The sequence below is a fragment of the Nonomuraea sp. NPDC049625 genome, assembly GCF_040675285.1.
GTDB classification, from domain to species: Bacteria; Actinomycetota; Actinomycetes; order Streptosporangiales; family Streptosporangiaceae; genus Nonomuraea; species Nonomuraea angiospora_A.
This window is the reverse complement of sequence record NZ_JBFAOQ010000029.1, coordinates 64,284-85,589: the sequence shown is the minus strand read 5'-3', so window position 1 is coordinate 85,589 and position 21,306 is coordinate 64,284. Positions and strand designations below refer to the sequence as shown.

The window sequence follows — 21,306 nt, the reverse complement described above, 5'->3', positions numbered from 1 at the left end:
TCGCGACCCCGAGGCCTGGCACATCGAGGACGCTTTCCTGCGCGACGGAGCGCGGCTCCCGATCAGGGCGGAGGAAGCGTGATGTTCTTCGGCGGCGACTACAACCCCGAGCAGTGGGACGAAGCGGTCTGGAAGGAAGACGACGCGCTGATGCGCCGCGCCAGGGTCAACCTGGCGACGGTCGGCGTCTTCTCCTGGGCGCTGCTGGAGCCGGAAGAGGGCCGCTACGACTTCGCCTGGCTCGACGCACACCTCGACCGGCTCCACGCCAACGGCGTCTCGGTGGACTTGGCGACTCCCACGGCCTCCCCGCCACCGTGGTTCACCCTGGCCCATCCCGACGCCATGCCCGTCACACGAGACGGCGCCCGGCACATTCACGGCAGCCGGGACACCTATTGCCTGGCCTCCCCGGCCTACCGCACTGCTGCGCGAAACATCGCAAAAGCACTCGCGGAGCGGTACGGCGAGCATCCGGCGGTCGTGATGTGGCACGTGCACAACGAGTACGTCACGCTCTGCTGGTGCGACCACACCGCCGCCGCGTTCCGCGACTGGTTGCGTGACCGTCACGGGTCGCTTGAGGCTCTCAACGAGGCGTGGGGGACGGCGTTCTGGAGTCAGCGGTACGGCTCCTGGGAGCAGGTGCTGCCGCCGCGTGCCACCAACTGGCACCAGAACCCGGGCCAGCACCTGGACTTCCGGCGGTTCTGGTCCGACCTGGTGCTGGTGGCCTTCCGGGAGCAGCGCGACGCGATTCGCGAGCACAGCGACCGGCCGGTGACGACCAACATGATGCTTCCCGGCTACCAGAACGTGGACCTGTGGGCCCTGGGCCGCGAGGTGGACGTGATCGCCATCGACCACTACCCGGACGCGCCGGGCCTGGCCGCCGCCGCGGACACCGCCTTCGCCGCCGACCGCGCCCGCTCCTTCGCTGGCGGGCGCCCCTGGCTGCTGATGGAGCAGGGCACCAACACCGTCTACGACGGCGACCGGATCCTCGGCAAGGAGCCCGGCGAGATCCTGCGCCACACGATCGGCCACATCGCCCGTGGCTCGGAGGGCGCCCTGTTCTTCCAGTGGCGGCAGTCCCGCGCCGGGGCCGAGCAGTGGCACTCGGCGATGGTTCCGCACGCGGGAGCCGACAGCCGGATCTTCCGCGAGGTCCAGGCGGTGGGCGAGGCCGTCGAGCGGCTCGGCGAGGTCGAGGGTTCGACGGTCACCGCGCAGGTGGCCGTGCTGCACGACGCGGACGCCTGGTGGGCGCTGGAGGTCGACGGCCTGCCCTCGGCGGACCTCGACTATCACGGCAGCCTGCGCCGCGCCCACCGCGCGCTGTGGGAGGCCGGAGTCACGGTCGACTTCGCCCACCCCGAGCACGACCTGAGCCGGTACCGATTCATCGTCGCTCCGGCCCTTTTCCTGCTCTCCGGCGCCGGGGCGGCGAACCTGCGCCGCTACGTCTCCGGCGGCGGGACGCTGCTCGTCCAGCACTTCACCGGCTCCGTCGACGAGTACCTTCACGCCCGCCTCGGCGGCTACCCCGCGACGCCGCTGCGCGAGGCGCTGGGCATCCGTGTCGAGGAGCACCGTCCGCTGCGGCGAGGCGAGCACATCGTCCTGTCGGACGGCACCCGAGCCACGGTCTGGAGCGAACTGCTGCGCACCGAGGGCGCCGAAACGGTCCTCACCTACACCCACGGCATGCTCACCGGGCAACCCGCCCTCACCCGGCACCGGTTCGGTCAGGGCGAGGGCTGGTACCTGTCGACGCGGCTCGACGACCCCGGTTACGCCGCCCTGATCACCCGGATCCTCGGGGTCGGCGCGGAGCCGCCCGGCGTCGAATCCGTCACCCGGCATGCCACGGACGGTCGCAGCTGGCAGTTCCTCCTCAACCACACCGCCACAACCATCAGCCTCCCCGAAAGCGCCCACGATCTGCTGACCGGCGCTCCCGTGAGCGAGCTGCCGCCAGGCGGCTGCGTCGTTCTGAGGAAGAACCGATGATCACCTGGGGCCATGACGCCCTACGACTCGAGATCAGTGACGACGCTCGCCTGGCCTACCTCGGCCCGCCCGGCGGCGAGCCGTACCAGGCGGCGCTCCCGCTGGTCGAGGTGACCGCGACCGGGCACGGCCGCCATTGGTCGACCCACCGGCTCGTCGACACCACCATCGGCGCGCGGATGCGCTACCGGCGACACCACGCCACCGCGGACGAGCTCACCGTCGAACTTCACGACCCGCAAACGGGGCTCGCCGCGGAGGTGATCTACCGGTCGCCGGAGGGCCTGCCCGTGCTCCGCAGTGAGGTGATCCTCCGCAACGAGGGCGAGGAGACGCTGCTGCTGGAGTCGGTCACCTCCCTGACGGTCGGCGGGCTCACCGCCGACGTGGACAGCGCCGACGTGCTGTGGGCCGACAACGACTGGCTCGCCGAGTACAGGTGGCAGCGCCGGCCGCTGCGTGTCACCTCCCCCCGGCTCAGCGGCCGGGTCAGGTACGGCAACGGCAAGTGCTGCTTCACCCTGGCCGGGCAGGGGGTCTGGTCGAGCTGCGGCAACCTCCCGATGGGCGGCCTGGCCGACCGCGAGACCGGCCGCACGTGGCTGTGGCAGATCGAGCACAACGGCGGTGGCTGGCGCTGGGAGTGCGGGGAGCGCGAAGGCACCGCCTATGTGGCGCTGTCCGGTCCCAGCGACGCCCACCACGGCTGGCGTCACCCGCTGGCGCCCGGCGAAGAGTTCCGCTCCGTGCCCGTCGCGCTCGCCGTGGGCGACCACGACGGAGCCTTCGCCGCGCTGACCCGATATCGCCGGGCCATCCGCCGCCCGCATCCGGACCACCAGTGGCTGCCCGTCATCTTCAACGACTACATGAACTGCCTGATGGGCGATCCCACGACGGAGAAACTGCTTCCCCTCATCGACGCGGCGGCGGAAGCCGGGGCGGAGTACTTCGTCATCGACGCCGGCTGGTACGCCGACGCCGACGAGGACTGGTGGGGCTCGGTCGGGGCGTGGGAGCCGTCCGCCTCGCGCTTCCCAGGCGAGCGGGGCATCCACGAGGTCCTGGATCGCATCAGGGCAAGCGGCATGACCCCCGGCCTGTGGCTGGAACCTGAGGTGATCGGCGTCCGCAGCCCTCTGGCGAAGTCCCTGCCCGACGAGGCGTTCTTCCGCCGCGACGGCGTCCGTGTCACCGAGAACCTCCGGCACCACCTGGACCTGCGCCACCCGGCGGCCCGCGGCCACCTCGACCGGGTGGTGGACCGCCTGGTCAGCGAGTGGGGCATCGGCTACCTCAAGCTGGACCACAACATCGACCCCGGCTCCGGAACGAGCAGCCATGACGGCGAGGCCCCCGCCGCCGGGCTGCTCGGCCACAACCGCGCCCAGCTCGACTGGCTCGACGGCATCCTGGACCGCCACCCGCGCCTGGTGCTGGAGAACTGCGCCTCCGGCGGCATGCGCTCCGACCACGCCCTGCTCTCCCGGCTCCAACTGCAGTCCACCAGCGACCAGCAGAACCTCCAGCTCTACGCGCCCATCGCGGCCTCGGCCCCCACCGCCGTCCCGCCCGAGCAGGGCGCCGTCTGGGCCTATCCGCAGCCTGGGGACTCCCCGGACGAGGTGGCGTTCACCATGGTCGGCGCGCTGCTCGGCCGGATCCACCTGTCCGGCCTGATCACGGAACTCAGCCCCGAAGCCCGCGACCTCGTCCACGAGGCCGTGACCGTCTACAAGGACCTCCGGGCCGACCTGCCGCAGGCCGTACCCGCCTGGCCGCTCGGCCTGCCGGCCTGGGACGACCCGTGGATCGTGCTGGCCCTGCACGCCCCGACCGCCACCTATCTCACCCTCTGGCGACGCGGCGGCGAGGAAACCCTCCGCCTGCCGTACCCGAACCGAGCAGAACTGCTCTATCCCGCCGGCGGCAAGACCGCGATCAGAGCGGGTCGGCAGCTCACCGTGACCCTGCCCACCGCTCCGTCCGCAGCGTTGCTCCGCCTCCGATGAAAGGACCACGCGGCGTGTCCAACCCTCATCCGGTTATCGCCGGATTCCATCCCGACCCCAGCATCTGCCGCGTCGGCGACGACTACTACCTCGTCTGCTCCAGCTTCGAATACTTCCCCGGCGTGCCCGTCTTCCACAGCCGCGACCTCGTGCGCTGGACGCAGATCGGCAACGCGCTGGAGCGGCCGAGCCAGTTGCGCCTGTCCTCCGGCACCCTCTCGTCGGCCGGGGTCTACGCGCCCACGCTCCGGCACCACGACGGCCGGTTCTGGCTGATCGTCACCGTCGTGGCCGATGGCGGCGGCAACATGCTGTTCACCGCCACCGACCCGGCCGGGCCGTGGTCCGACCCGATCCGGCTGCCCGGCGTCCCCGGCATCGACCCCGATCTGGCCTGGGACGACGACGGCACCTGCTGGTGTACGGTCGCCGGGATCGTGCAGGTGCGTATCGACCCGCGGACGGGAGAGACGTTCGGGGAGCCGCACAAGCTCTGGTCAGGCACGCCGGGCGCCGCCGCCCCGGAGGCGCCGCATCTCTACCGGATCGGTGACTACTGGTACCTGCTCATCGCCGAGGGCGGCACCGAGCGGGGCCACGGCGTGTCGATCGCCCGCGGGCCCGCGCCCGACGGGCCGTTCGAGCCGTGCCCGGCCAACCCGATCCTGACGCACCGCAGCACCGGCCATCCGGTCCAGAACACCGGCCACGCGGATCTCGTCCAGGCTCCCGACGGCTCCTGGTGGATGGCCTTTCTCGGCGTTCGGCCCGGCGGAGGCACCCCCGGCTGGCATGTCCTCGGCCGTGAAACCTTCCTCGCCCCGGTGACCTGGGAGGAGGGCTGGCCGGTCGTCGGCGGGATCGTCTCCGGCTCGCCGTCCGGATCGTTCATGGACGACTTCGACCTGGCTGAGCTTCAGGCTTGCTGGATCTCGATGCGGAGCCGCCCGGCGGACCTGTACACCACCAAGGAGCGGGCCGGATCGCTGACGCTCCGCGCCGCCGGCGCCTCCCTGGACGAGCACGACGTGACCTTCCTCGGCCGCCGCGCGCAGCACCTGAGGTGGCGGGCCAGGACCCTGATCGACTCCGCGCAGGGGCGCGGCGGCCTGGCGGTCCGGCTCGACGAGCACCACCACTACGAGATCGAGGCGGGCGACGGCCGGGTCCAGGTCATCGCCCGCATCGGCTCGGTACGGAGCGTGGTCGCGGAACAGGCCGTCCCCGCCGGTCCGCTGGTGCTCGCGGTCCAGGCCGGCGACCCGCGGTCTCCCGGTGATCCGCGCTCGGCGCCCGACACGCTCTCGTTCAGCGTCGAGGGCTCCACCGTGCTCGCCTCCCTCGACGGCCGCTTCCTGTCCACCGAGGTGGCGGGCGGCTTCACCGGCCGGGTGATCGGCATGTACGCCGCGACCGGCACCGTCCACTTCGACTGGTTCGACTACGAGGTCACGCCATGAACTCTCCGCCGGCGCCGGCCGCCTGATCCTCACGCACCGCATCCACTCCACGGCGCAGCAGGCGCTGTGGCGACTCATGGAAGGGAAGAAATGAGGAGAACCCCCCTCTCGCGCGCGGCGAGCCTTCTCATCGCGCTGATCACCGTACTGGGGCTGGCCAGCAGTCCCACCGCGGCCTCGACCGACAAGGGCGTCCGCAGCGCGATGGATGTCGTGGCGGCGATGCAGCCCGGCTGGAACCTGGGCAACACGCTGGACGCGATCCCCGACGAGACCTCATGGGGTAACCCGCGGGCCACCAAGGCTCTGTTCGAAACCATCCGTGCCCAGGGCTTCCGCAGCGTCCGCATCCCCGTCACCTGGACCGACCACCAGTCCGCCACCGCGCCGTACACCATCGACGTGAAGTGGATGAACCGGGTCAAGGAGGTCGTCGACCTGGCGCTCGCCTCCGACCTCTATGTCCTGATCAACATCCACCACGACTCGTGGCAGTGGATCGCCAAGATGGCCACCGACCGCGACCAGGTGGTCGCCCGCTTCAACGACTCCTGGACCCAGATCGCCGCCGCGTTCCGGGACGCGCCGCGCAAGGTGCTCTTCGAGAGCGTCAACGAACCCCAGTTCGACAACACCACCGAGGGGGAGGCGACCAAGCTCCTGGCCGAGCTCAACCGCTCCTTCCACGGCATCGTCCGCGCCTCCGGCGGCCAGAACGCCGACCGCATCCTGGTGCTGCCGACCCTCCACACCAACGCGACCCAGAACCTCCTGGACGCTCTGTACGGTGAGATCACCTCGCTGAACGACAAGAACCTGGCCGTGACCATCCACCACTACGGCTACTGGCCGTTCAGCGTGAACATCGCCGGGGTCACCACCTTCAACGAAGAGTCCCAGCAGGAACTCATCGGCTACTACGACAGGACGGCCCAGACGTTCATCTCCCGCGGCATCCCGGCGATCCTCGGTGAGTACGGCCTGCTCAGCTTCGACGTGGACGTGAACGCCGTCCAGCGGGGTGAGAAGCTGAAGTTCTTCGAACTGCTGGGCTACCAGGCGCGGATCAAGAAGCTGACCACGATGTGGTGGGACAACGGCCAGCACCTCAACCGGGAGACCCAGCAGTGGAAGGACCCCGAGCTGTTCGCCCAGATCAAGTCGAGCTGGACCACGCGTTCGGGCACGGCTTCCGCTGATTCGATCTACGTGCCGAAGTCGAGTGCGATCGGGGCCCAGTCGCTCACCCTGAACCTGAACGGGACCTCGTTCCGTGGACTCTGGCATGGCGATGCCAGGCTCGCCCCGGGCCGGGACTACACGGTGTCCGGCGACAAGCTCACGCTCACGGCGGCCGCCCTCACCCGGCTGGCGGGCGATCGCGCCCACGGCGTCAACGCGACGATCCAGGCCCGGTTCTCCCAGGGCATCCCGTGGCAGATCAACGTGATCAGTTACGAGACGCCGGTGTTGTCGGGCGCGGCCGGCACCACCGAGTCCCTGACCGTCCCGGCCCAGTTCCGGGGTGACCGGGTGGCCACGATGGAGGCCAAGTACGCCGACGGCACCAACGCCGCTCCCCACGAGTGGACGTCCTACAAGGAGTACGGCAGGACCTTCTCTCCCGACTACGCCGGCAACTCCATCCGCCTCCTCAAGGACTTCCTCGGCGTCATGCGCGAGGGCGCCCCGCTGACGCTCACCTTCCACTTCTGGAGTGGCGCCAAGGTCACCTACCAGGTGACCAGGTCCGGCGACACGGTCACCGGCACCGCGTCGTGACTCCTCTGATCTGACGCCACCGCCCCGCGCATACGCGGGGCGGTGGCTCTTTGTTCAGGACGTCGTCGACAGGATGAAGGCAAAGTCGGCGCTCGGGGACCAGGTCGGTCTGGTACCGGACCGCCGCGAGGTGCCGGTCGCCCACGCTGGAGACGTCATAGTCGGCCTGTACGAACACGTCCCCCCGCGCACGAGTCCACCCCCTCGAAGCCCACCGGTCTGCGAGGACGGCGCGGTGCCGGCTTGCCGTAGCCGGGTGAGAAGTCTTCGAAATAGCGAAGGGGCATGCCTTTTTCAGCGTAGCGCGAAAGTTTCTCGCGAAACCGTACTATCGAACATCTCGTGCGGAAAGCCCTGCCGTACCAGCGATGACAGCCATGCCCTGGCTCTGCATGCCGGCCGCTGCGAGGTTCGCCCGCATGGGGCGCGAGGCGAAACCACCGTTTGCCATCAGTGACGGAGTCCTGGCAGCAGGAAAGTTTTCGTCGGACTTGCTCTATAGTTTCCTTGGTGTAGGTGATGATTCGTGGCCTGCCGCCCCGCGTGGGCAGGACGCATCGCCTACGGTCCGGCCGCCCTGGCACCCGGTGCGAGAATGGCCGGGGACAAGCCGTGGCGGACCCGCCGCTGATGAGGAAGGGTGCACGTGACGGACAACCGATCGGGCGAACCGGCGGCCGACGAGCAGAGCCCGCGTGGTGACGGACCGGCGTCGGTCACCATCGCGTACATCGCCGAGTCCGCGGGCGTCTCGATCCCCACCGTGTCGAAAGTGCTCAACGGACGGTCGGGAGTCTCGGAGCAGACCCGTGCCCGTGTCGAAGAGCTGATCAACCGGCACGGATACCGCAGGCCCTCGGCCAGCCGGAGCAATGTCGTGGAGCTCGTGTTCCGCGAGCTTGAGCACATGTGGGCCGTGGAGATCATCCGCGGTGTGGAGCAGGTGGCGCGAAAGACCCGCGTCGGGGTCATGGTTTCGGAGTTCGGCCTCCACGGCACGCCTACGATGTCCATCGACGACACGGTCGGCCGGCGGCCTAGCTGCGTCTTGTCAGTGGCCCAGCTCTCGCCGTCCGAGCGTGACAAGTTGAAGGCGAAAGGCATCCCGTTCGTCGTCTTCGACCCGATCGAGGAGTTGCCGGACGGCGTCCCCTTCGTGGGCGCCACCAACTGGAGGGGTGGCCAGACGGCGACCCGGCACCTGCTCGAACTGGGGCACCGCCGCATCGCCATGATCAGCGGCCCGGATCATGCCTTCTGCCGCGCCAGAGTGGCCGGCTACCTCTCCGCGCTGGCTGAAGCCGACGTGCCCGCGGATCCCGAACTCCTGGTCAGGACCCTTCTCACCCGCGATGACGGCTGCGCCGCGGCGCGCGAGCTCCTGTCCAGGCCTGACCGGCCGACCGCGATCTTCACCGCGAACGACATGCAGGCGCTCGGCGTCTACCAAGCCGCTCGCGAGCTCGGGCTGTCCATCCCCGGGGACCTGAGCGTGGTGGGCTTCGACGATGTTCCGGTCGTGGCCTGGGTCGATCCGCCTCTGACCACGGTCCACCAGCCGCTGAGCGAGATGGCGGTCGCCGCCACCGAACTGGCGCTGGCCATCGGCCGCGGGGAGTCGGTCCCCCAAGCGGGGCTGGAGCTCGCGACAACTCTCACGGTCCGTGAGAGCACAGCACCACCGAGGGACTGAGCTGTTTCGGTGGAGCAGATCCACCAAGGCGTCCACGTCCGGGGGCGACCTGCTCGGCGAGGGGAAGCCCTCGGGGCGCCTGCTGGCGAACTCGGCCCGTTGACCCTTGGATGCCGCGCTTCGGCTCAGGCGGGCGGGAGCATGGGAGGTCCGGTGCTCTCGCGTACGACGAGTTCGGTGGCCAGCTCGACGCGGCTCTGCGGCAGTTGCTCGCCTTGGGCCAGTGTCAGCAGCATCGAGGTTGCCGCGGCGGCCATCTCGGTGAGGGGCTGGCGGATGGTGGTCAGCGGTGGAACGGCCCACCGCACGGACGGCATGTCATCGAAGCCGATCACGCTGAGATCATCCGGGATGCGCAGGCCGAGCCGATGGGCCGCGTGGTAGACGCCGATGGCCTGGCCGTCGTTCGTGGCGAAGATCGCGGTTGGCCGGTCGGGCAGGCGCAGCATGCGGTGCGCTTGGGCCAGACCGCCCTCGATGAAGAAGTCCCCCCGGCCGATCAGCTCCGGGTCGACGGGCACGCCGGCCATGTCGAGGGCGGTGCGGTAGCCGTCGAGACGGGCCCGGCTGGACAGCGCGGAGTCGGGCCCCGTGATGATGGCGATACGGCGATGCCCGAGCTCCAGGAGGTGGTGGGTGGCCGTGAGCCCGCCGTTCCAGTTGCCGGCGCCGACCGATGGGATGTTCCGCGCGGGAGTGTCGGCCGGATCCAGCAGGACCAGCGGGATCTCGCGGCGGGCGAGTTGTTCGTGCTGGGTCTCGGTCAGGCCGGAGAACACCGCGATCACGCCGCTCGGGCGGCGCCGCAGCACGCTCTCCAGCCAGGCGTCTCCGGCGGCGTGGTCACGGTGCAGGTCCGATATCCCCACCAGGAGGTCGTGCTGACGGGCGACCTCCGCCACGCCTTTGGTGATCTCGACGGGATAGTCGCCCTCCAGAGCGTGGAAGACGAGCTCCACCAGGGCCGTCGGCATGGAGCGGCGGCGCTGGCGGCGGTAGCCGTGCCGGCGGATGAGCTCCTCCACGGCGGCGCGGGTTTCGGACGACACCTCGGAACGGCCGTTCACGACCTTGGAGACCGTCGCGGTGGAAACTCCGGCCAGCTCGGCGAGCTGAGCGAGGGTGAGAGGAGACGGCTCCGTGGGCATGGCGGCAGTTTAGTCACGGAGTGCGGGGAAACGGGCAGCCGCTGACGGAGGGGCGACCCGGATCGCCGGGCCGCCCCGAAACGGTGTTCCGAGCCGGAGGGCCGTCTCGCGGACGGGCGCGAGCAGGGCGGCCCTGCCACGCCGGCTCCGAGCCGGACCCTGTCACGTCATCAGCGTTGCAGCGTCAGCAGACCGGGCCGGTAGGGCAGGAGGCCGTAGTCGCCGCCGGAGTTGGGGTTGCGTCCCTGGTAGAGCAGCTGCAGGTTGCAGGGATCGACGGTCATGGTCTGATCGGCGCCGGCGCGGATCAGCTCGCCGTGGCTGATGTCGTTGGTCCAGGTGGCGCCGCTGTTGGCCTTGCCTGCGAAGGGGTTGCTCTCGGTGGCGGCCTGGGGTGTCCACGAGCCGTTCAGACTGGTGGCGGTGAACGAGCGGAAGTAGCGGCCCTGCGAGCCGATCGCTTCGACGAGCATGAGGTATTTGTTCTGGCCTTGGAGCTTGTAGACCTGAACGGCCTCGAACAGGTTGTTCGTCGTGTCGCTCATGATCACCGTCGAGGTCGAGCCGAAACTGCCCGGGAAGTTCCCGATGGGCATGCCGGCCCGGTAGATCTTGCCGTTGTCCCCGGCGAAGAACAGGTACATGTTGGTGCTGTCACCGATGAGGGTCTGGTCGATGGGGCCTGTTCCGGAGCCGGAGATGCTTCCGGAGAAGAGCACCTGCTGCGATGACCAGCCGTTCGGATTGGTGGGGTCGCTGGAGGTCCGGTAGGAGAAGGCGGTCCCGCCCCACTGGTAGGCGAGCACCCAGACGTTCTTCGGGGCGAAGTAGAAGAGCGTGGGCGCCACTGTGGAGGAGGACATCGTGTTCTGGCTGGCCGAGGCCATGTCGGACCAGTTGGTGAAGAGGCCGAAGTTCATCGAACCCCAGCTCGTTCCCGTGTCGTGCGTCGTGGCGTAGACGAGGTGCCTGCCGTTGTAGGGGGCGACGGTGAAGTCCTTGAGCGAGACCCACCCCGACTTCGGGTTCGCCAGCGCGCCGGTCGATGTCCAGCGGTATGTCGACGGAAGATCGCACTGACCGGGGTTGCCGCCGCCGTCCACCCGGACGAGCTGCCACTGCTGGTTGTTGCCGCCCCAGTCGTCGTACTGGACGATGTTGGCGCCGTCGGCGGTGGAGGCGCCCTGGACCTCCAGGGCCTTGTTGCTGTGGCGCGAGATGAACCTGACATAGCCGTCCGAGCTGTCGGCCAGTCGCCACTGCTGGTTGGTGCCGTTGCCGTCGGCCCATTGCACGATCGCGCCGCCGTTGGCGGTGGAGAAGTTGTAGACGTCGAGCACCTTGCCGGAGTGGCGGGACTTGATGCGGTAGTAGCCGCCGCCGGAGTCGACGAACTGCCATTGCTGCTGGTTCTGGTTGTTACGGGTCCACTGGGTGATGCGGCCGCCGTCGGCGGTCGAGAGGTTGTAGACGTCCAGGGCCTTGCCGCTGTTGCGGTTGACCAGGACGTACCAGGCGTTGGTGTCGACGGTGGCCGCGTTGGCGGACTGAGTCTGAAGGGCGACGAACAGGCTCGCCAGTAAGGTGACCACCGTCGCGAGAACGGATAGGGATCTAAATTTCATGATGCGCTCCGATTTATCCGACTTAGGCGAGTTGCCATTGCTGGTTGGTGCCTTCCCGTGTCGACGTGTGCGTCAGGGGGTGGTGAGGTCGAAGCGGCGTACGGTGACCGCGCCGCCGAGGGACTGGGTGGCGTAGTTGAAGATCCCGAAGCGGTAGCCCATGAAGAACTGCCAGGCGTTGTTCAGGGTGAAGGCCGGGCCGAGGCTGACGAAGTTGCTGCCGTCGGTGCTGTAGGAGAAGCGGGCCTGCCTGCCGGAGCCGGGCCTGATGTCAGCGTTGACCCGCAACCAGATCCGGCCGCCTGAGATGTTGGCGCCGGCCGCCTCGGTGCCGGTGCCGGTGGTCTGCCAGGAGCTGTTCATGGTCAGCCCGTTGGTCATCACGACCCGGTTGACGCCGTTGTCGCGTTTGACGCCGATCCAGGCCGACTGGTCGCGCAGCATCGCCAGCCCGGCGCGGTCGCCGTTGGCCAGCTGCGAGTAGTCGAGCTCGATCGTCGCCGTGGACGACGGGCCCTGGATGCGGTGGGTCAAAGTATTCCGGGCGTTGTAGAGGTCGTTGGTGACCGTCGCGGTCTGCAGGCGCAGGCCGTTGCCGGTGGAGAAGCGGCTGGTGTCAGGGTTGTGGTTCCACTCCCAGCGGTGGCCGAGGCTGCCTGACGTGAAGGTGTCGGGGCCGATCATGGAGGCCACGGTCCGGCTGGTCTGGATGTCCGGCTTCGGGTAGTTGACGCCCCAACCGCCGTTGACGGTCTGGATGGTCGGCCAGTCGTCGGTCCAGGTGATCGGCGCGAGCGCCGGGACCCGGCCGCCGGGGTAGGCGTCGACGAACGACATGTAGTACCAGGCGCCGTTCTGGGTCTGGACGAGCCCGCCCTGGTGGGGCACGCCGCCGCCGGAGATGGGCCCGGGCATGTTGAGCAGGACCTGGCGCATCTCGTACGGGCCCCATGGCGACGTGGAGCGGAGCACGTACTGGCCGTTGGCGGGGCGGGTCAGCCAGATGTAGTAGTAGCCGTTGCGCTTGTAGAAGCGGGAGCCCTCCAGGGTGCCGACGTTGCTCGGGGTCTGGAACACCTGCTGGGAGCGCACCTGGCTGAGCCCGTCGGCCGAGAGCTGGGCCACGCTGATGGTGCTGTTGCCGTAGGCGACGTACATGGTGTCGTTGGTGTCGATCAGCAGGCCGGCGTCGTAGTAGCAGTTGTTGATCTGCGAGCGCTTGGTCCACGTGCCGTCGACGGCTGAGGCGGTGTAGACGTAGGTCCGGTTGAACTCGACGCAGCCGATCCAGTAGTAGGTGCTGTTGCTGGGCCGGTAGTTCAGGGTCGAGGCCCAGATGCCCTTCACGTACGCCCGGCCGCCGTTGAGGTCGTAGGCGCCGGAGTTGAAGTCGAGCCTCGGGACCGAATGTCCGGCGTACTCCCAGTCGACCAGGTTGTAGGAGCGCAGGATCGGCGCGCCCGGCGAGTAGTGCATCGTCGAGGCCGAGTAGTAGTAGGCGTCGCCGACCCGGATGATGTCGCCGTCGGCGAAGTCCTGCCAGACGACCGGGTTGGTGTAGTCGCCGCCCGGGTTCGGGTCGCTGCCGATCGGGACGAGTTGCCACTGCTGGTTGTCGCCGCCCCAGTCGTCGTACTGGACGATGTTGGCGTTGTCGGCGGTGGAGGCGTTCTGGACCTCCAGGGCCTTGGCGCTGTTGCGGTTGATCAGGCGTACGTAGCCGCCCGCCGAGTCGGCCAGGCGCCACTGCTGGTTGGTGCCGTTGTGGTCGGCCCACTGGACGATCGCGCCGCCGTTGGCGGTGGAGGAGTTGCTGACGTCCAGGACCTTGCCGCTGTTACGGGACTTGAGGCGGTAGTAGCCGCCGCCGGAGTCGACGAACTGCCATTGCTGCTGGTTCTGGTTGTTACGGGTCCACTGCGTGATCCGGCCGCCGTCGGCGGTGGATGCGTTGTAGACGTCCAGGGCCTTGCCGCTGTTGCGGTTGACCAGGACGTACCACGCGTTGGTGTCGACCGTGGCGGCCGACGCCGTGGGCGTGAGGAGCACGCCCACGAGAAGCAGGGACGAGAGCACCGCGAGCACGCGCCTCACAGGAACCTCCAGAGGTTGTTGTTCGAGCCGTTGTCGTCGGCGAGCACGACCTGCGAGCCCTGGGACGTCCCACCGAGCCCGAGGACCCGGCCGCCGTTGGCGCACTGGACGCGGAAGGCGGCACCCGACCCGTAGCGCAGCCGCCAGCGGTGGTCGTCGGTGCCGCTGTCGGCCCACTGCGTGACGCGCGAGCCGGAGGCGGTGCCGCCGTTCTCCACACCCAGCACCTTCTGGCTGTTGGAGTTGCGCAGCCGCAGGTAGCCGCCGGTGTCGACGATCGCCGTCCACAGGTGGTCGGCGGTGCCGGTGTCGCCCCACTGGACGACGAGCGCGCCGTCGGCCGTGGACATGCCGGTGACGCCGAGCACCATCCCGGTGCCCACGTTCTGGATACGCCGCGCACCGTTCGGCACGAACCGCCACTGGTTGTCCGCGCTGCCGTTGTTGGAGTCCTGGACCACCGGGGCCCCGTTGGCGGTCGAGCCGTTCTGGATGCCGAGCAGCTTGGAGCTGTGGACATTACGGATCTTGACGGAGCCGTCGCCGACGTCGCTGATCGTCCAGCGGTGGTCGGCCGTGCCGGTGTCACCCCACTGGAGCACCCGGGCATTGTCGGCGGTCGACATGTTCTCGACGCCGAGCACCTTGCCACTGTGCACGTTGCGGAACCGCAGGCCGTCACCGTCGACGACCGGGACCCAGTCGTGGTCGGCGGTGCCGTTGTCGGTCCACTGGAGGGCCGGGCCGCCGTCGGCGGTGGACATGTTCTGGATGCCGAGGGCCAGCCCGCTGGCCGCGTTGAGCAGCCGGAAGCTCGCCGCGCCGGTGCCGCCCTGACCACCGGTGTTCCAGTAGACGACGTAGTTGTGGTCATGGGCGTCGTAGAACGGCCCCAGCCGCACCGACGCCCCGTTGGCCGTGGCCGTGAAGGCCAGGGACGAGGTGCTGGTCCGGGTGATCGATGAGGACGTCAGGGCCGGGGCCGACGAAAGGCTGGTGTTGCCGTAGTTGCCCGACAACACGACCGGTCCGTAGGTGACGGCTTGCACGCCGGGGTTGTCGTTGGCGGCCTTCGTGACCACCCGCATGGGCAGCCGCACGGTCACGGTGTCGCCCGACGTCCACGAGCGGGTGAGGTCGGCGTAGGTGCCTGGCGTGGTGGCGATCGTCTGCTGGACTCCGTTGACGCTGATCGTCGCGCCCTGGGTCCAGGCCGGGATGCGGATGCGCATCGCCCACGATCCGCTCACGTTGCCGGTGACCTGCAGCGACGTGGTGTCGTCGACCGGGTAGGAAGTCGTCTGGGTGACCGTGATGCCGCGCTGGCTCCAGTTGAGCGTGGAGGGCGCGAACAGGTTCACGAACAGCGTGGTGCCGTTGTGGAAGTAGATCGAGTCCATCAGCTTGGTGTTGGTCTCGATGCCGGTGCCCTGACAGCACCAGAAGGAGTTGTAGTCCGTGCTCCAGGTGCCGCCGCCCCAGGCCGGGCCGACGCCCCGGCGTCCGCCCGGGTTGAGCGGGGTGAAGTAGGTGACGTGCCCGCGCGCGTCAGCCGGGTTCTGCTGCCCGATCAGGTGGTTGAGCAGGGCGTTCTCGTAGTAGTCGAAGTAGTCGGCCCGGGTCGGCGACAGCAGCCACAGCTCCCGGGTGAGCTTGAGCATGTTGTAGGTGTTGCACGCCTCGCCGGTGTCTCTGGTCAGGTGGGCGGCGATCGCGTTGGGGGCGCGGAAGTGCTCGGCCTGGCTGTTGGAGCCGTTCGCGTACGTGTGCGCGCCGACGGTGATGGACCAGGCGTTGGCGGCGATGTCGCGGTAGCGGGTCGTGCCCGTGGCCTTGTACTCGCGGGCCGCCCCGATCCACTTGGGCACCTGCGTGTTGGCGTGCAACCCGTTGAGCTGGTCCTGGCCGGCGGCCAGCGGGTTGAACACGGCCGCGTGGTCGAACCGCTGGGCCGTGGTCAGCCAGCGGGAGTCGCCGGTCATCTGGTACACGTCCGTCAGCACGGCGTTCATGCCGCCGAACTCGGTGCCGAGCATGGCCTGCATCTGGCTCGAGCTGAGCCGCGACGTGCGGGTGTCCACCCACGCGGCCAGGGCCAGCAGCACGGTCCGGGCCTGGGTGTTGCCGATCAGCCGCCACGCGTCCAGCAGCCCGGCCAGGGTCTTGTGGATGCAGTAGTACGGCACGTTGCCGTTGGTCAGGGTGCGGTTCTCCACGGCCGTGATGTCCGACTCGGGAAAACCGGACAGGTAGCCGCTGGTGAATCCGGCGGCGCCGTTGTTGGCCTGGCATTTGGCCAGCTCCGCCACCATGTGGTTGGCCTTGTCCCGGCAGGTGGTGTCGCCGAGCACCGCGTAGGCCTGCGCCCACGCCGTCAGGAAATGGCCCTGCATGTGGGACCGGAACGGGAAGCTGGGCGCGTCCCAGCCGCCGTTGGCCGCCGCGCCGTTGGTGGACAGGCGATGGTTGGCCCGGAAGACGTACAGCAGCCGGTCGACATCGACGAAGCGCAGGTAGCTCAGGGTGCGGTTCTGGTTGTCCAGCCACCGGCCGGTGGTCAGCCGGACCTGGCCGAGGTCGAACTCGTAGGCCGAGACGCCGATGTCGGATCTGGCCCAGGGGAGTGCGGCCAGAGCGGAGGACGTGCCGATTACCTGGCCGGCGGCCGAGAACGCGACGGTCGCGCCCGCGGCCTGTAAGAGCCGGCGACGGCTCAAGGACATGGGGGCTCCTTGGAGGTGGGGGGCGGTGACCGGCGTCCGCCGGTCACGTGTTCACCAGGTCAGGCCCTCGAAGGCCGTTCTTGGCGATGTGTTAGCGCTAACACATCGCTGGTGAGCGAACCGTAGCCGTCATGGCTCCTGTGTCGTCGTGGGGGACGAGAGGGGACATCCAGGCCTCCGTTACCGAATCGCAGAGGGCAACCTGTTAGCGCTAACAGTCGATCCTTGGCCTACTCCGTTGAGCGCGTTGTCGCGGAGTACATCCGACGGTCAGGCCCGGCGTCAACGAGGGGCGCCCTCGCCGACCTGGGCGTTGCCGTCGGAATGCCTTCCCGCCTGGAGTTTTGCCTCCAGGGAGATCGCGCCGCACTGCTCGTGCATGTGAAAGTTTCACAGAAGTTACGCGTTGGCAATAGGGTAACTTGCGGCAGCTCGCGAATTAAGTTGCTGACCTGGAGTCGAGGCGTGGATGAGCCTTGGGCCTGGTGCTGCGCTCAGGTCGCCGCTCATCGGCAACATGCTGCCGGCCTGTGGCTGCGCTACCGGCGCGGCCGGCAGCCTAATTGATCTTAGTTAAGTTTCGTCCCTGAGCGGTTCGCGAACACCGGGAACCCGCAGTTCTCGGTGCTGCCCGCGGCGATGGCGGTGCCGAAGTAACGGCCGCTCTGCGCGGCTGCCGCGCAGAGCGTGGCTCCGCACCACAAGGGCGTCGTTACAGCGCCCCCTGTCGCGCACCACCGATCTGACAGGGAAATCGCCCTCGGGAACTCAGTGTGGGAATCTCACCGAAACCTGGCAATGGAACGGTGAAAATTTTCGGCGACGCCGTCCGATGCTTATGCCCCTTGTAGTGGCACTACTGTCGATCAGGTGGACCTGAAATTTTCGGCCCGACTGGCCGTGCGGGACCTCAGATGAAAGTTTCATGGCGACGCCCTCGTCGATCGACTGCGGCCTTGCCCGGGAAACGCCAGGTGAGCGCGCTCGGCCTCCGTCTCCTTTGATCCGCTGCCGGCTCGGGTGCTCTTGACATTACCTTTCTGTCTCGTATTTGCTCCGTGAGGCCACCACCTCCCACCGGCCCTCCGAGGAGGAGTTCGACGAGCAAGCTGCTTGTTAGCGCTAACAACTGGGATTGGCCGAGCGGGCGCTGACGACCGCAGTCGAGCGAGATCCGCGCAGGCACCACACACCAGGCCGCCGGACGCTCCGTGGCCGCTCCCCGTCCCGTATCGGCGCAGTCGGCTCGCGAGCGTCGGCGACTCGGAAGTAGGGGCCGTCCGACGTGTCTCCGCCAAGACGGCAGCCCCATAGTTGAAGAGAAGGGCAGCGAATGAAACCGCGTCCTAAGGCGTACGCCACCATCGGAGCCGGCGTGGCGGCTCTGATCGCTGTCGTGGCCGCCGCACTGTCCATGTTCCTCACCGTTGCGCCGCGAGCGTCGGCGGCGGCCCTGACCGAAGTGACGAACTTCGGAGCCAACCCCGGCGGTCTGCGGATGTACCTCTACGTCCCCGACAGAGTGGCCTCCCGGCCCGGCGTGCTGGTGGCGATGCACGGCTGCAACGGCTGGGCCCCGGGCTTCCACCAGGGCACCGAGTTCGCCTCGCTCGCCGACCGGTACGGTTTCATCGTCATCTACCCGCAGGCGAACAAGAGCGCCAACGGCATGTCGAACTGCTTCGACGTGTGGTCGAACGAGGCCCTGCGCCACGGTGGCGGCAGTGACCCGGTGTCGATCGTCTCCATGACGGCCTACGTGCTGCAGCGCTACAACGGTGACCCGGAGCGGGTGTTCGCCAGCGGGTTCTCCTCCGGCGCGATGGAGACCAACAACCTGCTCGCCACGTATCCGGACGTGTTCAAGGCCGGCGCGCCGTTCTCCGGAGTTCCTTACGGCTGCCTCGGGCCCGCCGGATGCGGGGACAAGACGCCGCAGCAGTGGGGCGACCTGGTCAGGAACGCCTACCCCGGCTACACCGGGCCCCGGCCGCGCGTGATGGCCTGGCACGGCACCGCCGACTCCGTGCTGCCGTACACGATGCTGCAGGAAGAGGTCGACCAGTGGACCAACGTGCACGGACTGACCCAGACTCCGGCTTCCACTGACAGCCCGCAATCCGGATGGACTCGGCGAGTCTTCGGCTCCGGGCAGGTCGAGGCGTACACCATCACCGGCGCCGGCCACGATCTGCCGCACGCCGGGATGGCCGCCTACGCCATCCGCTTCTTCGGGCTGGACGGCGGCTCGTCCACTCCGACGTCGACGCCCACCGTGCCCGGTGACGGCACCGGGCCGATCAGGGGAGTGGGTTCCGGACGTTGCCTGGACGTTCCGAACGCCGCCACCGCGGATGGCACCGCGGTGCAGTTGTGGGACTGCAACGGTCGGGACAACCAGAAATGGACCGCCACGTCGGCCGGCGAGATCAGGGTCTATGGCAACAAGTGCCTCGACGCGGCCGGGACCGGCAACGGTGCCAGGATCCAGATCTACTCCTGCTGGGGCGGAGACAACCAGAAGTGGCGCGTGAACTCCGACGGCTCCATCACCGGCGTGCAGTCCGGGCTGTGCCTGGACGCCGTGGGGCAGGGCACCGCGAACGGCACCCGGCTCCAGCTCTACACCTGCCACGGCGGCGTCAACCAGCGCTGGACCCGTACCTGACGCACCGCGGTCCGCAATCCGGAAGGTGATCATGAAACTTCGGTTCGAAGTCTTACCCGGGCGCGGCGCGCTTGTGATCATGGCGCTGCTCTGCCTCGTGACGATGATCCCTGGCACGGCCAGGGCGGACAACCCGATCGTCCAGACCATCTACACCGCCGACCCCGCTCCGCTGGTGCACAACGGCCGGGTGTATCTCTACACGGGACACGACGAGGACGGCTCGACGTACTTCACCATGAAGGAGTGGCGGGTCTGGTCGTCCGCGGACATGGTGAACTGGACCGACCACGGCTCGCCGATGAGCGTCGCCACCTTCAGCTGGGCGAGCGCGGACGCGTGGGCCGGCCAGGCCGTCTACAGAAACGGCAAGTTCTACTGGTACGTACCGGTGAAAGACCGGGCGAGCGGTCAGATGGCCATCGGCGTCGGGGTCTCGAACAGCCCCACCGGGCCTTTCACCGACGCCATCGGGCGCCCGCTGGTCAGGAACGGTGAGATCGACCCCACCGTCTTCATCGACGACAACGGGCAGGCCTATCTGTATTGGGGCAATCCCAACCTGTGGTACGTCAGGCTCAACCCGGACATGATCTCGTACTCGGGCAGTCCCACGCAGATCCCCCTCACCACCGCGGGCTTCGGCACCCGCACCGGCAACACGAGCCGACCGACCCTGTACGAAGAGGGACCCTGGGTCTACAAGCGCAACGGCCTGTACTACAACGTCTTCGCGGCGAAATGCTGCTCAGAGTTCATCGGTTACTCGACGGCCCCCGGCCCCACCGGGCCCTGGACCTACCGCGGGACGGTCATGCCCACGCAGGGCAGCAGCTTCACCAACCACCCCGGAATCATCGACTTCAACGGCGGGTCGTACTTCTTCTACCACAACGGCGCCCTGCCGGGCGGCGGCGGCTTCACCCGCTCGGTCGCCGTGGAGAAATTCAGCTACAACGCCGACGGCACCATCCCCACGATCAACATGACCACGACCGGAGCACCCCAGGTGGCCACGCTGAACCCCTACGTCCGCCAGGAGGCCGAGACGATCGCCGGGGAGTCAGGCGTGGAGACCCAGCCCTCCAGCGAGGGTGGCATGAACGTCGGCTGGATCGAGAACGGCGACCACATCAAGGTCAAGGGCGTCGCCTTCGGCTCCGGCGCGACGTCCTTCACCGCGCGGGTGGCCTCCGCGACCAGCGGCGGCCGGATCGAGCTCCACCTCGACGGTGTCAACGGCACGCTGGTGGGGACCTGCACCGTGCCGGGAACCGGCGGCTGGCAGACGTGGACGACCGTCACCTGCCCGGTGAACGGCGCGACGGGCACTCATGACCTGTACTTCAAGTACACCGGCGGGAGCGGCAATCTCTTCAACGTCAACTGGTGGCAGTTCAGCGGCGGTACTGCTGCCGGCGGGAACCTGCTGGCCAACGGCGACATGGAGAGCGGCACGACGGGCTGGGGCGCGTCCGGCGGAGCCCTGTCCGGTGGAGGAGGTGCGGCGCAAGGTCCGGCACCCGCCAGGACCTCAATCCCACGGTGACCGGCCGCGGTCGTCGAACTCCCCGATGCCGAACGCCCCCTCCGCCATGTCCCGTCCACCTTCACCCGTGACGCCTGCACCGGCGTCTACCCAGAGGTGGCCCGCGCCGCCGCGGAATCCACCGCCGCCCTCGTCAACACCGCAGCCGCAGTCGCCCAGACCTCCCGGCTGATCACCCTGCCGAACCACACCGGCGACGCCACAACCTGAACCACCGAACCCAGCAGGCCCGTCGTTGCTTCGGCGGGCCTGCGTCTTTGTCCTCAGCGCTGTCGTGATGCAGCCGATCGATCCCTAGCCCGTGCTGTAAACGGGACCGAGAGGATCGCCGCGAGAAGCAGCGGATCTTTGTTGCTCATCACCGGGGTCCGAGTTGGCGATGGCCGCCTAAACGATCTACCGCGATACACGGTCCGGCCCTGTCATCGCGTCGGGAAGTGGCGGAGGATGCCGCGCCGTATCGTGTACACGCGAGCTGCCAGCAGAACTTGTAGTCGCTTCGAAAGTGGTGCAGAGCCTGTTTGACCGGGCATGGATGT

At 68.5% G+C, this 21,306-nt stretch carries 11 protein-coding genes; 7 read left to right on the top strand and 4 right to left on the bottom strand.

The window, feature by feature from the left end; translation table 11 throughout:
• Positions 1 to 81 precede the first annotated feature (81 nt).
• The 5 genes from AB0J87_RS59845 (at position 82) to AB0J87_RS59825 (ending at position 8,960) form a co-directional block, all read left to right on the top strand.
• On the top strand, positions 82 to 2,013 hold the full coding sequence (locus AB0J87_RS59845) for a beta-galactosidase (protein WP_363984328.1): 1,932 nt from the start codon (positions 82 to 84) through the stop codon (positions 2,011 to 2,013).
• Positions 2,010 to 4,025, top strand: coding sequence for an alpha-galactosidase (locus tag AB0J87_RS59840; protein WP_363984293.1), 2,016 nt, complete (start codon positions 2,010 to 2,012; stop codon positions 4,023 to 4,025). The genes AB0J87_RS59845 and AB0J87_RS59840 overlap by 4 nt, the downstream gene beginning before the upstream one ends.
• A gap of 14 nt (positions 4,026 to 4,039) precedes the next feature.
• Positions 4,040 to 5,485: a glycoside hydrolase family 43 protein gene (locus AB0J87_RS59835; protein ID WP_363984291.1), complete on the top strand. Its 1,446-nt coding sequence runs from the start codon at positions 4,040 to 4,042 to the stop codon at positions 5,483 to 5,485.
• 90 nt (positions 5,486 to 5,575) lie between these two features.
• Entirely contained in the window at positions 5,576 to 7,267 is a 1,692-nt protein-coding gene (locus tag AB0J87_RS59830; RefSeq protein ID WP_363984289.1) for a cellulase family glycosylhydrolase, read from the top strand.
• Positions 7,268 to 7,913: 646 nt separating this feature from the next.
• Positions 7,914 to 8,960 carry a LacI family DNA-binding transcriptional regulator gene (locus tag AB0J87_RS59825; RefSeq protein ID WP_363984287.1) on the top strand — a complete coding sequence of 349 codons (1,047 nt, stop codon included), beginning with the start codon at positions 7,914 to 7,916 and terminating at the stop codon, positions 8,958 to 8,960.
• 125 nt (positions 8,961 to 9,085) lie between these two features.
• Here AB0J87_RS59825 and AB0J87_RS59820 read toward each other — a convergent pair whose 3' ends face one another.
• The 4 genes from AB0J87_RS59820 to AB0J87_RS59805 form a co-directional block, all read right to left on the bottom strand.
• Positions 9,086 to 10,108, bottom strand: coding sequence for a LacI family DNA-binding transcriptional regulator (locus AB0J87_RS59820; RefSeq protein WP_363984285.1), 1,023 nt, complete (start codon positions 10,106 to 10,108; stop codon positions 9,086 to 9,088).
• Between the two features lie 170 nt (positions 10,109 to 10,278).
• Positions 10,279 to 11,700, bottom strand: a complete 1,422-nt coding sequence (locus AB0J87_RS59815; protein WP_363984283.1) for a non-reducing end alpha-L-arabinofuranosidase family hydrolase — start codon at positions 11,698 to 11,700, stop codon at positions 10,279 to 10,281.
• 105 nt (positions 11,701 to 11,805) lie between these two features.
• Positions 11,806 to 13,827 carry a family 43 glycosylhydrolase gene (locus AB0J87_RS59810; protein ID WP_363984281.1) on the bottom strand — a complete coding sequence of 674 codons (2,022 nt, stop codon included), beginning with the start codon at positions 13,825 to 13,827 and terminating at the stop codon, positions 11,806 to 11,808.
• Positions 13,824 to 16,550, bottom strand: a complete 2,727-nt coding sequence (locus AB0J87_RS59805; RefSeq protein WP_363984279.1) for a beta-L-arabinofuranosidase domain-containing protein — start codon at positions 16,548 to 16,550, stop codon at positions 13,824 to 13,826. Before AB0J87_RS59805 ends, AB0J87_RS59810 begins: the two co-directional genes overlap by 4 nt.
• A 1,333-nt stretch (positions 16,551 to 17,883) precedes the next feature.
• Here AB0J87_RS59805 and AB0J87_RS59800 point away from each other — a divergent pair.
• Positions 17,884 to 19,218, top strand: coding sequence for a PHB depolymerase family esterase (locus AB0J87_RS59800; protein WP_363984277.1), 1,335 nt, complete (start codon positions 17,884 to 17,886; stop codon positions 19,216 to 19,218).
• A 31-nt stretch (positions 19,219 to 19,249) separates the two neighbouring features.
• Positions 19,250 to 20,767, top strand: a complete 1,518-nt coding sequence (locus tag AB0J87_RS59795; protein WP_363984275.1) for a glycoside hydrolase family 43 protein — start codon at positions 19,250 to 19,252, stop codon at positions 20,765 to 20,767.
• Positions 20,768 to 21,306 lie beyond the last annotated feature (539 nt).

Excerpts from the sequence above, each read along its gene's own strand:
- AB0J87_RS59840 (WP_363984293.1), top strand. The coding sequence starts at position 2,010 with ATGATCACCTGGGGCCATGACGCCCTACGACTCGAGATCAGTGACGAC.
- AB0J87_RS59805 (WP_363984279.1), bottom strand. The coding sequence starts at position 16,550 with ATGTCCTTGAGCCGTCGCCGGCTCTTACAGGCCGCGGGCGCGACCGTC.
- AB0J87_RS59845 (WP_363984328.1), top strand. The coding sequence starts at position 82 with ATGTTCTTCGGCGGCGACTACAACCCCGAGCAGTGGGACGAAGCGGTC.
- AB0J87_RS59795 (WP_363984275.1), top strand. The coding sequence starts at position 19,250 with ATGAAACTTCGGTTCGAAGTCTTACCCGGGCGCGGCGCGCTTGTGATC.
- AB0J87_RS59800 (WP_363984277.1), top strand. The coding sequence starts at position 17,884 with ATGAAACCGCGTCCTAAGGCGTACGCCACCATCGGAGCCGGCGTGGCG.
- AB0J87_RS59820 (WP_363984285.1), bottom strand. The coding sequence starts at position 10,108 with ATGCCCACGGAGCCGTCTCCTCTCACCCTCGCTCAGCTCGCCGAGCTG.
- AB0J87_RS59830 (WP_363984289.1), top strand. The coding sequence starts at position 5,576 with ATGAGGAGAACCCCCCTCTCGCGCGCGGCGAGCCTTCTCATCGCGCTG.